Consider the following 10845-nt stretch of genomic DNA (forward strand, 5'->3'; position numbering starts at 1 on the left):
GGAAGTTGGCCCAAGCAAGGGCGACCCAGAAACGCGCGGCTTCAGCGCCCCGGCGCCGTCGCCCGTTCCAGATCCCCTAACCACAAAACGGCGTGTTCGCGGTTCGAGCCGCACATCTCGTGTTGCGGCTGTAGCCCGCCGCAGAAATCCGGCCGGTCAGGCTGGCCGAAGATCGCACAGCGCATGTCCGGCAGCAGCTGGATACAGGGCACGCCTGCGGGCTTGCCTTCCGGCATGCCCGGAATCGGCCGGGTGATCGACGGCGCGATGCAACAGGCGCCGCATCCCGCCCGACATTCCAGCGCGGCCGCCGTCAGGCTCATACCCATCCGCGCAGCCAGTAAACGAACAGGCCGGCGTATTCCTTGATGATGGAGCGGCTGGCGTCAAACGTGCGCTGGTCAGGCATCCACAGCGACAGCGACCCATCCGCGGGCGCGACGATCTGCGGGGGAGCGGGGGCGGCGATGGCCTCCACGCCTTGTTTCGAAAAAGCCGCCATGGCGCGCGGCATGTGCAGCGCGGAGGTCACGAGCAATACCTTGTCGATGCCGCGCGACTTGAGCGCGTCCTCGGTCAAGGCGGCGTTTTCATACGTGGTGCGGCTGGAATTTTCCAGGATCAGGGCCGACTCTGGCACGCCTTGCTGGCGGATGGCATGGGCCATGCCACGCGCTTCGCTGACATCGCCTTCCAGCGCGCCGCCCGACAGCAGCACCTTGGGCGCGCGGCCAGCCAGATACAGCTGGGCGGCGGTATCTACGCGGACCACCGCCGTGTCCTTGTCATAGGGCAGGAACCAGTTGGCGCGTCCGTTGGCGGTGTTGCCGCCCAGCACGACGATGGCGTCGGCGGTAGGAGATTCAGCAGGAGGCAGGTGCGGATAGCGGCTTTCCAGTGCGCCGCCCAGCCACAGCGAGGTGGCCGGCAGCGACCAGGCCAGCGCCCAGAGCAAACCGGCCGCAATGATTGCCCCGCCGGTCTTGCGTAGCCGGAACCAGCCCAGCACCAAACCGACGATGACCAACGTCACGCACAAGTTGTAGGGAATGATCAGATTTGCAAGGTAGCTGGAAAGGGGCATGTGAAAACTATCCTGATTACTTCGTCTCGCCCAGCAGGGTCATCGCCTGCTGTTGAACTGCGTCGACGGACGGCCAAGCTTCTTCCGACCCGACGCAAACCGCACGCGGCGACCACGGGCCGGTTCGTCCCGGGCGGGTCACGCCAAACAGCGCGAGCTCCCGGGCGGAGGCCGCCGCGGCGACGTGCGAGACGCCGGAATCGTTACAAATCACCAGCGATGCCCGGGCCGTCAATGCGGCAAAGGCGCCCAGCGACAAGGGAGGCAGCAATTGCGCCGTGGGGGCATTGCGCCGCGCCTCGTCGGTTTCGGCCGGAGGGGGGCACATTACCACGGTATGGCCGTGCGCTTGTAAGGCGCGCGTCAGTGTATCGAATCCGGGCCAGACCTTGATCTTGCCCTTGTGCAGTCCGGTGGCGGTGGGAGCAATCAGCACGAAGCGATGCGCTTCCAGGCCGGCTGCCGCCAGCGCCTGGTCGGCCGCCTGCTGGTGCGCCGGCGTCAACGGCAGGTCCAGCGTCGGGTCCGGCTGGGCGGGGCCGGCGGGCAGCCCCCAGCGGGTGAGCGCGGCGCGGGTCAGGTAATACCAGGACTTCACGGCATGCAGAGAATCATCGGGTTTGGCCACGGGCCAGCGCAGCAGAAAGCTGCGGCCATCGTCCCGATACCCCGCGGACGGCAGGCCCGCCAGCCGGAACACCAGCGCGCTGGATAGCGAGTCGGGCAGCAGCAGGCCCCGGGCGCGGCGGCCCTGGGCGCCCAGGCTGCGCCGATGGGCGCTGACGGCAGCGCGGTCGGGGCCGACCTTGCCGCGCATGGCAATGAAGTCCTGCTTGGCCACGCCATCGAGCAGGTCGCGAGCCCAGGGGCGCGCACAGATCACGAGCGGCAGGCCGCTGGCGTGCAGCGCATGCAGGCTGGGCAGGCTCATGCAGACGTCGCCCACCCAATTGGGCAACCGGACGTATAAACAACTGATATCGGACATGGGTGGGCGTGGGGCTATTTAGGCTGAAATGGGGTGGGGCGGCAGAGCGCGTTGGCGCGTAGCCAGTACAATCCTGGGCACAATTGTATAAAAGCGAGTGCTCCCTTTGAATTCTGCCGCACGCAACACCCCCGCGGATTCCAACCCCGTCAAAGCTGAACTCTGGAGCCGGATCTACAGCCGCGTGGGTTCCTACTGGAAGGGCTTGTTGCTGGCCGTCCTGTTGATGGCGGGCGCAGCGGCCACGCAGCCGGTGCTGGCCGTCATTATGAAGCCCTTGCTGGACGGCGGCTTCTCCGGGGCCAAACCTTATTACGTCTGGGCCTTGCCGCTGGCCGTCGTCGGCCTGATCCTCTTGCGCGGCATCTGCAACTTCTTCAGCGATTATTTGCTGGCCTGGGTGGCCAACAATGTGCTGCTGGGCATGCGCCGCGACATGTTCGAGCGCCTGCTGGGCCTGCCGGATGCCGACTTCAAGCGCGGCGACACCGGCCGCCTGCTCAACCGCTTCACCATCGACGCCGGCAACGTCACGGGCTACGCCACCGACGTCATTACGGTGCTGGTGCGTGAAACGCTGGTCGTGATCGCGCTGATCTGCGTGCTGCTTTACATGTCGTGGGTGCTGACGCTGATCATCCTGGTCATGCTGCCCGTGTCGGTCCTAATCTCGCGCTTCTTCATCAAGCGCCTGCGCCGCATCAACCGCGACACCGTCAACATGAACGCCGAGCTGACCCGCGTGGTCGGCGAGGGCATCGACGGCCAGCGCGTCATCAAGCTGTTTGATGGTTATGAAGTCGAGCGCGGCCGTTTCGATTTCGTCAGCCGCCGCCTGCGCCGCTTCGCCATGCGCACCGCCACGGCGGATGCCGCCCTGACGCCGCTGACGCAGGTCTGCATTTCAATTTCCGTTGGCGCCGTCATCGCGGTGGCGCTCAGCCAGGCCAACAGCGGTTCGCTGACGGTGGGCAGCTTTGCCTCGTTCATGGCCGCGCTGGCGCAGATTTTTGACCCCATCAAGCGCCTGACGAACGTTGCCGCCCGCATGCAAAAGATGCTGGTGTCGGCCGAAAGCGTGTTCACGTTGATCGACCAGACGCCGGAAAACGACACCGGCACCAAGGAACTGGCCGAACCCGTGCGCGGCAAGGTTGAGTTCCGCCACGTCAAGCATCGCTTCCCCGATGCCGAGCGCGACACCGTCAACGACATCTCCTTCATCGTTGAGCCCGGCCAGACCGTGGCCCTGGTGGGCCGGTCAGGCAGCGGCAAGACCACGCTGGTCAATATGCTGCCGCGCTTCGTGCTGCCTGACAGCGGTTCGATTCTGGTGGACGACACCCCCGTTGACGAACTGACGCTGCGCAGCCTGCGTTCGCATCTGTCTCTGGTCAGCCAGGACGTCGTGCTGTTCGATGACACCATCGCCGCCAACGTCGGCTACGGCGCGTTGGGCAAGTCCAGCGAGCAAAAGGTGCGCGACGCCCTGGCGGCGGCCAACCTGCTGGAATTCGTGGAAGGCCTGCCGCAGGGCATCAACACGCCAGTCGGCGAAAATGCGGCCCGCCTGTCGGGCGGCCAGCGCCAGCGCCTGGCGATTGCCCGCGCGCTGATCAAGAACGCGCCCATCCTGATCCTCGACGAAGCCACCTCGGCGCTGGATAACGAGTCCGAACGCCAGGTCCAGGCCTCGCTGGAACGGCTGATGAAGGGGCGAACCACGCTCGTCATCGCCCACCGTCTGTCCACCGTGCAGAACGCCGACCGCATCATCGTGCTGGACGCCGGCAAGATCGTCGAACAAGGCCCGCACGCCGAGCTCCTGGCCGCCAACGGCCTGTATGCCTCGCTCTACAAGATGCAATTCCGCGACGACTGATCGCGAAACCCGCCACTGCCCAACCGCCGCGTCCTGATCGCGGCGGTTTTTTTTATCATCCCATCCGGCCCGCCGCTGCTGGGGATTGCCAATTTCCTGATTGCCAATCCCCCGGTTTGCCGGAAAATGGGGCAAGCCCGCCTGCGGCGCTTTCAGCGTCCTGGGCCTGCGTGCAAACCAGGAGCGCCTTATGGCTCTGCCTACCGAAGGCAATCAACTCGTCAACGTCGTCGTCCTGCTGGGCGCGGCGGTCATCGCCGTCCCGCTATTCAAGCGTCTTGGGCTGGGCTCCGTGCTGGGTTATCTGGCGGCGGGTCTTGCCATTGGCCCGTTCGGCATCGGTTTCTTTTCCGATCCCAAGTCCATCTTGCACGTCGCCGAGTTGGGCGTCGTGATGTTCCTGTTCATCATCGGGCTGGAAATGCAGCCGTCGCGGCTCTGGAAACTCAGGGGCGAAATCTTCGGCCTGGGCGTGGCCCAGGTGCTGGTGTGTGGCGGCCTGCTGACGGTAGTGGGCTTGTTGGCCGGCCTGTCCGGCCCGGCGGCGTTCATGGCGGCGATGGGCTTTGTGCTGTCGTCCACAGCCATCGTCATGCAGATTCTGGGCGAGCGCGACGAAAGCACCAGCGCCCAGGGCCAGCGCATTGTCTCCATTTTGTTGCTGGAAGATCTGGCCATCGTGCCCTTGCTGGCGTTGGTGGCCTTGCTGGCGCCAGCCGGCGCCACCGAGCACGGCGACCCCTGGACACAATCCGCCATTGCCGTCGGCTGCATTCTGGCGCTGCTGGCTGCGGGCCGCTGGCTGCTGAATCCGCTATTCCGTTTATTGGCCGCGGCGCATGCGCGCGAGGTCATGACCGCCGCCGCGCTGCTCGTCGTGCTGGGGGCGGCACTGCTGATGGAGCTGGGTGGCTTGTCCATGGCCATGGGCGCGTTCCTGGCGGGGGTGCTGCTGTCCGAATCCACCTTCCGTCACCAATTGGAAGCCGAAGTCGAGCCCTTCCGGGGGATTTTGCTGGGCCTATTCTTCCTGGGCGTCGGCATGTCGCTGGACTTGTCCGCCGTGGCGCGCGAATGGCCGCTCATTCTGGCGGCTGTCATCGTCTTCATGCTGGTGAAATCCGTGGGCGTGTATGCCGTGGCGCGATTGCTGCGCGCGCCGCACGCCGAAGCGGTGACGCGGGCGGCGCTGTTGGCTCAGGGCGGCGAGTTCGCTTTCGTGCTGTACGGCGCGGCGGCCGCAGCGGGTATTTTCGATGCGCACACGGGCGCGGTCCTGACCGCCGTAGTCATCATTTCCATGGCGCTCACCCCCTTGTGCGTGCTGGCGTTGCGCTGGGTGTTGCCCAAACCGGTTCCGTCGATGGAAGGCGTGGACGTGGCCCGCGATCTTGACGGCTGCGCGCTGATCGTCGGTTTTGGCCGTTTCGGCCAGATCGTCACCCAGGCCATGCTGGCTCGCGACCTGAAGGTGTCCATTCTAGATACCGACACGGACGCCATCCGGGCCGCCGCCAAATGGGGGGTCAAGGTGTATTATGGCGACGGCACCCGCATCGACATGCTGCGCACCGCCGGCGCCGAGAACGCCTGCGCCATCCTGATCTGCATCGACAACCCGCAGGCCGTGACCCACATGGTCAAGCTGATCAAATCGGAATTTCCGCTGGTCCGGGTCGTGGTGCGCGCCTATGACCGCATCCACTCCCTGGCCTTGGCCAAGGAAGGGGTGGATTACCAGGTACGCGAAACCCTGGAATCCGCGCTGGTGTTTGGCGAGGCGGCGCTGCGCGCCATCGGCGTGCCGCCGGACGAGGCCGCGGAAGTGGTCGAAGACGTGCGCCGCCGCGACACCGAACGTTTTGACCTGGAAGTGGCAGGCGGGCTGTTCGCCGGGCGTTCGCTGCTTTACGGAAATATGACGGGCCCCGCCGATGGCAAAAATGACAAACCAGACCGCGAGGCCGCGGCCGAGGCGACGGCCAACCCCCTGGCCTGAACGCTGTATTTCCACTGCATTGCATTACTTTACGTATCATTTCACGCGCAAGTCAGAAAGACTGCGGTAGATTGGTTCGCACTGACTCTTCACTGATGAAGAGCATTAGCCAGGGGGCTGCCATGCTGCAATCGGACCGGAGTTTCACGACGCCGCACGCTGTAGGTGTTGAGCTTGCCCGACGCCAGGCCTTGGCGTTGCAGTGCGGATTTTCAGCGGGCGCGATGCGCCAGCTGATGTCGCTGACAGGCGGAGCGGGTTCCGCCTGGGCGATCAATGCGCACCGCGAGACGGACAAGGCGCGAGGTGTTCGCGCTTTCCCCTTCCGCATCGCCGCCACGGCGGTGTCGTAAGTAAGGAAACCTCCGGGCGCCGCGCGCCCGGAGTTCAGGCGGTTTGGCGCTGTGCCGCTGGACGCCCGTTCATCACTCTCTTTCACCGATACGTTTTCTTGCGTCCCTGAATGTTGAGGACGCTTGATCCGCTCGCGCGTCAGCGGCATTATCTGGCAGGGCATTGCCTGGATATCCACCGCGACACCCTGATCGTCATCGTGAAGGAGCGCCGTATTGAAGCACCGAGAAGTGGTGAACCGCGTCCTGTATGCGCTGGCCGGCTTGGTGGCCATCGGCATCTGCGCCGCCGCGGTGACGCTGTTGTGGGTCGACCGGCGCGACATCTGGGCGTCCGCCTATACCTCGGCCCGCAATCTGACCGGTGTGCTCGCCGCGGATATCAGCCGCAGCTTGCGAAGCTACGACTTGTCGCTGCAAGGCGTGGTCGAGCGCCTGCGCGAACCCGGCATCGAACGCGTCAAGCGCGAAACGCTACAGCGATTGCTGTTTGACCGGGCATCTGGCGTGCAATACCTGGGCGTCATCGGCGTTCTCGACGAAAAAGGCAATGTCATCTATGACTCGGCATCCGTGCAGCGGCCGTCCGCCAACTTTGCCGACCGCGATTTCTTTACGGTTCACCGAAATGCCGACGACGTCGGCATGTATGTCAGCCGCCCGTATCACAGCGTTTTGCGGCCGGGCGACGACAGCATCGCCATCAGCCGCCGCATTTCCCACTCCGATGGCAGCTTTGCGGGCGTGGTCGTCGGGTCATTGCGTCTGGCCTATTTTCGCGACCGTTTCGCTGAACTCTCGATAGGCGAACGCGATTCCATCACGGTGTTTCGCAGTGACGGCGTCGTGCTAGCGCGCAATCCCTATTCGCTGGCGGATTTCGACCGCGAGATCGACATGCCCAAGGATTTCCAGCAATTCGTGTTTGGGCGCGAGGGCACGTTCGTGGGCGTGCTGTCGCCCGACGGCATCAATCGCCTGTACACGTTCGATGTCATCGAAGGCACGCCGCTGGTGATCAACGTGGCATTGGCGGTGGACGATGTCATGGAGCCCTGGGTGCGGCGCGCGGTGTTGATCGTGCCGGTCACGCTGGCGCTGTTTCTGTCGGTGATGGCGCAGATCGTGCTGTTCCGCCGCGAGATGCGCGTCAGGGGCGTCTACGAAAAACAGATCGAAGCGCAGGCGCAGACCGACGGCCTGACGGGCATCGCCAACCGTCGCACCTTTGACGACGCGCTAGAGCGCGAATGGCAGGCCGCCCGCCGCGAAAACAAGCCGCTGTCGCTGCTGTTTCTGGATGCGGATCACTTCAAACGCTACAACGACCGCTATGGCCACCAAGCGGGCGATGAGCTGTTGAAGCGGCTGGCGCAGGTCCTGAAGAACAAAGCGCGCCGGCCTCGGGATTTGGCGGCGCGCTATGGGGGCGAAGAGTTCGTGGTGCTGCTGCCCCACACGACACTGCCGCGCGCCGTGGCGATCGCCGAATCCATCCGGCGCGCCATTGCGCAATGGCGCGTTCCGCATGAAGACAGCGAGGGCGGCATCGTCACCGTCAGCATCGGCGCCGCCTGCGCAACGCCGGGGGCGGACGATGCGGCAGCCAGTCTAGTTGTGGCGGCCGATGCCGCGGTTTACCGGGCGAAGGCGGCGGGGCGCAACCGCGTTGTGGCGGCATGACCCCCGGGGTGGAAGGGGTTGACCGGGCTGACGGTACTGGTGGTGCTAGCGGTACTAGCGGCACTAGCGGTTCTAGTAGCGCTAGCGGTATTGGCGGTATTGGCGTTGTCGGCGCTAGGGCAGCCGTCGTTGCTTTAACGGCCCAGCATCAGCGCCTGCATGCGCGTGTGCGCCTGTTGCAGGTCTTTCGCTTGGGCGTTCAAGTCCTGTAGCAACTGGTTCAGCTCGGCTTGCACAGCCGGGTCTTTCACCTTGACGATGGCGCCCGAGATTTCGATTTGCGATTGATGGGCATCTACGTAATCGGCAATCTTCAGGCTGCTGTCGATCGTCGCATTGACTTGCGGCAGCACATCGCGGAACGTGTCCGCCGGCAGGCTGACCGTCTTCTCGTAGGCCTTGTCGTACACGGCCTTCAGATCATCCGGCTGCTTGAGCTGCGCGCGCGCGGCATCTGCGCGGGCTTGTTGCTCTTTCAATGCCGCAGCCATGTCGTTCAGCGAAGTCTGCACGGATTTGAGATCGTCGCGCCGCGTCACGATGTCGTTCAACGAACGCACGGCGCCTTTCTGCATGATTCCCGTCAACGGCTTGACCGAGCTTTCCATCCCCGCGTTGAAATCCGTGATCACTGCGTAGTGAGCGGCATAGTCGCCGATGGACTTCTTTTCCTCATCCGTCAGTTTGGGCACGCGCACGCCAGGCTTGTCGACGATGCGGGTTTGCAGGAACTGCGTAAACGCGGCCCGCTGCTCGGGTTCCTTGTCGCCGCAGGCAGCCAGCAACAGCGGCAGCGCTGCAACCAGCACCAGAAACGGACGGAATAGGGACTTCATTGCATTAACCTCCGAAAGCATAAGAAAAAGCGCTTCGAAGGGATCGACCCCTGCGAAGCGCCCGCGAGCTTATCGGCTAAGAGATGCCACCGCCATTCGTTTCAAACTTCATTGCAATCGAATCGTTAAGACACACAATCCGAACATATCGGGTTGAAGTGAACGCGCCAACCTGCTATTGCGCGCGGCGCAGCGGTTGGCATTTTCGTGCGTGGCTTATACGAGGATGATGTCGTACTTTTCCTGCGAGTAGGTGCTCTCGACTTCCAGCGACACGCGCTTGCCGACGAAGTCGCCCAGCATCGCCAAGTGCTGGCTTTCTTCTTCCAGGAACAGGTCGACCACGTCTTGCGAAGCCAGGATGCGGAATTCCTTGGGATTGAACTGCCGGGCTTCGCGCAGAATCTCACGCAGAATTTCGTAGCAAACGGTGCGCGGCGTGCGCACATTGCCGCGCGATTCGCACATGGGGCAGGGCTCGCACAGTTGATGCGCCAGCGAATCGCGCGTGCGCTTACGCGTCATTTCCACCAGGCCCAGTTGCGTGAAGCCATTGACCGTCATGCGCGTCCGGTCACGAGAAAGCGCTTTCTTCAGTTCGGCCAACACCGTGTCGCGGTGTTCCTGTTCTTCCATGTCGATGAAGTCCAGGATGACGATGCCGCCCAGATTGCGCAGCCGCAACTGGCGGGCAATGGCTTGCGCCGCTTCCAGGTTGGTCTTGAAGATGGTGTCATCGAAATTGCGGCCGCCGACGAAACCGCCGGTGTTCACGTCGACGGTGGTCAGTGCTTCGGTTTGGTCAATGATCAGGTAGCCGCCCGATTTCAGATCCACGCGGCGCGACAGCGCCCGCGCAATCTCGTCGTCCACATTCGCCGTATCAAATAACGGCCGTTCGCCGCTGTAATGCTGGATACGGCCAACAACAGAAGGCGTATAGACGCGCGCCCATTCCAGCATGGCCGCACTGGTCGTGCGCGAGTCCACCAGAATCGTCCCGGTGCCTGGCCCCACCATGTCGCGCAGCACGCGCTGGGCCAGCGTCAGATCCTGGTGAAGCAGGGCGGGGGCGGGCTGCGTGCGCGCCGACGCCTGAACGCTGGTCCACAGCTTGCGCAGATACTCCAGATCTGCGGCCAACTCCTCATCGTTGGCGCCTTCCGCCTGGGTGCGCACGATGAATCCGCCTTTCTCCTCGGCCGGCATCAGCGCTTGAAGCCGCTCACGCAATTGGATGCGCTCGGATTCCGAGTCGATTTTCTGGGAAATGCCGATGTGGGGGTCGTGCGGCAGATACACCAGCATCCGCCCGGCAATGCTGATCTGGGTCGACAGACGCGCGCCTTTGGTGCCCAACGGGTCTTTCACGACCTGGACCATGATGGTCTGTCCCTCGAAAAGCAGCTTTTCGATGGGGGTGGGGGTCAGTCCCTGCGTGCGCTCGCCGCGGTTTTCCCGCAAGTCAGCAATATGGATAAACGCCGCGCGCTCCAATCCAATATCAATAAAGGCGCTCTGCATGCCCGGCAGCACGCGCACCACCCGTCCCAGATAGATATTGCCGACATGGCCCCGCTGGATGCTGCGTTCCACATGCAGCTCCTGTACCGACCCCTGTTCCACCAGCGCAACGCGGGTTTCGAAGGGGGTAACGTTGATCAGGATATCTTCGCTCAGGGCGATGGCTGGGGGCATAGCGTGTTCGTCTCCAATTAGGTACGGCGTACAGGCGAATAGTAAACGTACCCCAACGGGAGGCAAGCGGGCCAAGGCAACTATCTATATAGAGGGCTGGAATGCGAGCGATGGATAGAGGGTAGGAATGCGAGCGAAGGCATGCGCTCTATATATAGAGCGCGGGCATCGTCGCGCGCCGAGTCTTGAGATTCGAACAATTTTCTTGCTTGCCACGGAAGACAAGCCAAAAACTTGTGCTATAGTCTCGCTCCTTCGCAGTTCAGACAGTTTGAACCGCGAAGACAAGGCAAGCGCAACAGGCCAAGCAGGGGTCTCCAGA

9 protein-coding genes are annotated in these 10845 nt (G+C 63.5%); 4 read left to right on the forward strand and 5 right to left on the reverse strand.

All coding sequences use genetic code 11. The annotated features are described in order from the left end of the window. Positions 1 to 41 precede the first annotated feature (41 nt). Genes ACFZAI_RS12185 through ACFZAI_RS12195 form a run of 3 tightly spaced genes read right to left on the reverse strand, consistent with a single transcriptional unit; the run spans position 42 to position 2072 of the window. Positions 42 to 323, reverse strand: coding sequence for a YkgJ family cysteine cluster protein (locus tag ACFZAI_RS12185; RefSeq protein WP_391567081.1), 282 nt, complete (start codon positions 321 to 323; stop codon positions 42 to 44). Continuing rightward, complete coding sequence (locus tag ACFZAI_RS12190; protein ID WP_391567082.1) at positions 320 to 1084, reverse strand: YdcF family protein; 765 nt, start codon at positions 1082 to 1084, stop codon at positions 320 to 322. Before ACFZAI_RS12190 ends, ACFZAI_RS12185 begins: the two co-directional genes overlap by 4 nt. A gap of 16 nt (positions 1085 to 1100) precedes the next feature. Continuing rightward, positions 1101 to 2072, reverse strand: coding sequence for a glycosyltransferase family 9 protein (locus ACFZAI_RS12195; protein WP_391567083.1), 972 nt, complete (start codon positions 2070 to 2072; stop codon positions 1101 to 1103). Positions 2073 to 2178: 106 nt separating this feature from the next. Here ACFZAI_RS12195 and msbA point away from each other — a divergent pair, with 106 nt between their 5' ends. From msbA to ACFZAI_RS12215, 4 genes are all read left to right on the forward strand, one after another. After that, positions 2179 to 3954 carry a lipid A export permease/ATP-binding protein MsbA gene (gene msbA, locus ACFZAI_RS12200; RefSeq protein ID WP_391567084.1) on the forward strand — a complete coding sequence of 592 codons (1776 nt, stop codon included), beginning with the start codon at positions 2179 to 2181 and terminating at the stop codon, positions 3952 to 3954. Between the two features lie 190 nt (positions 3955 to 4144). Beyond that, a complete protein-coding gene (locus tag ACFZAI_RS12205; protein ID WP_391567085.1) occupies positions 4145 to 5953 on the forward strand; it encodes a monovalent cation:proton antiporter-2 (CPA2) family protein in 1809 nt (602 codons plus the stop codon). Between the two features lie 95 nt (positions 5954 to 6048). After that, the gene (locus tag ACFZAI_RS12210; protein WP_391567086.1) at positions 6049 to 6306 is read left to right on the forward strand and encodes a hypothetical protein; all 258 of its coding nucleotides are present in this window, start codon (positions 6049 to 6051) and stop codon (positions 6304 to 6306) included. Between the two features lie 216 nt (positions 6307 to 6522). Next, positions 6523 to 7989, forward strand: a complete 1467-nt coding sequence (locus ACFZAI_RS12215) for a diguanylate cyclase (RefSeq protein WP_391567087.1) — start codon at positions 6523 to 6525, stop codon at positions 7987 to 7989. Between the two features lie 134 nt (positions 7990 to 8123). Here the strand turns inward: ACFZAI_RS12215 and ACFZAI_RS12220 are convergent, their stop codons facing one another. Then, positions 8124 to 8825, reverse strand: coding sequence for a DUF3053 domain-containing protein (locus ACFZAI_RS12220; RefSeq protein WP_391567088.1), 702 nt, complete (start codon positions 8823 to 8825; stop codon positions 8124 to 8126). Between the two features lie 216 nt (positions 8826 to 9041). After that, positions 9042 to 10505 carry a ribonuclease G gene (gene rng / locus ACFZAI_RS12225; RefSeq protein ID WP_391567117.1) on the reverse strand — a complete coding sequence of 488 codons (1464 nt, stop codon included), beginning with the start codon at positions 10503 to 10505 and terminating at the stop codon, positions 9042 to 9044. Positions 10506 to 10845 lie beyond the last annotated feature (340 nt).

The organism is Achromobacter sp. NPDC008082 (assembly GCF_042957345.1).
In the GTDB taxonomy this organism is placed as follows: Bacteria; Pseudomonadota; Gammaproteobacteria; order Burkholderiales; family Burkholderiaceae_B; genus Achromobacter; species Achromobacter kerstersii_A.

Coding starts and splice junctions, on each gene's coding strand:
- ACFZAI_RS12185 (WP_391567081.1), bottom strand. CDS start 323: ATGAGCCTGACGGCGGCCGCGCTGGAATGTCGGGCGGGATGCGGCGCC.
- ACFZAI_RS12190 (WP_391567082.1), bottom strand. CDS start 1,084: ATGCCCCTTTCCAGCTACCTTGCAAATCTGATCATTCCCTACAACTTG.
- ACFZAI_RS12195 (WP_391567083.1), bottom strand. CDS start 2,072: ATGTCCGATATCAGTTGTTTATACGTCCGGTTGCCCAATTGGGTGGGC.
- ACFZAI_RS12205 (WP_391567085.1), top strand. CDS start 4,145: ATGGCTCTGCCTACCGAAGGCAATCAACTCGTCAACGTCGTCGTCCTG.
- ACFZAI_RS12210 (WP_391567086.1), top strand. CDS start 6,049: ATGAAGAGCATTAGCCAGGGGGCTGCCATGCTGCAATCGGACCGGAGT.
- ACFZAI_RS12220 (WP_391567088.1), bottom strand. CDS start 8,825: ATGAAGTCCCTATTCCGTCCGTTTCTGGTGCTGGTTGCAGCGCTGCCG.